Origin of the sequence: Neisseria sp. P0016.S008 (assembly GCF_051957775.1) — a bacterium.
GTDB classification, from domain to species: Bacteria; Pseudomonadota; Gammaproteobacteria; order Burkholderiales; family Neisseriaceae; genus Neisseria; species Neisseria flavescens_B.
Genome location: NZ_JBQCWB010000038.1, coordinates 1 through 246, shown reverse-complemented (window position 1 = coordinate 246; position 246 = coordinate 1). Strand labels below are relative to the sequence as shown.

General features: G+C 44.7%; 1 pseudogene. It reads left to right on the top strand.

From position 1 onward, the window contains the following. Positions 1-246, top strand: a pseudogene (locus tag ACTHS8_RS10890) (RNA repair transcriptional activator RtcR family protein); the annotation flags it as partial.

Genomic DNA, 246 nt, shown 5'->3' with positions numbered 1-246 from the left:
AAACTGCACGACTGGGCCGCTAGCTATCCATTTAATATTGAAGAATAAACCTATCTCACCCACATCACCACAGGTACGCACTTTGCCCAAATCTGCCTGTTCTTATTGGTAGAATCGAGTCAAATTCCGGGGGTGTTGCTCCAGACTGCACCACAGAAAAATCAAAGACGCTTCATGATTTGAGGCGATGTTGGCAGTTATGAAATCATCGATTTAGAATTGGCTCGTTACGACGTACTGGCAGAA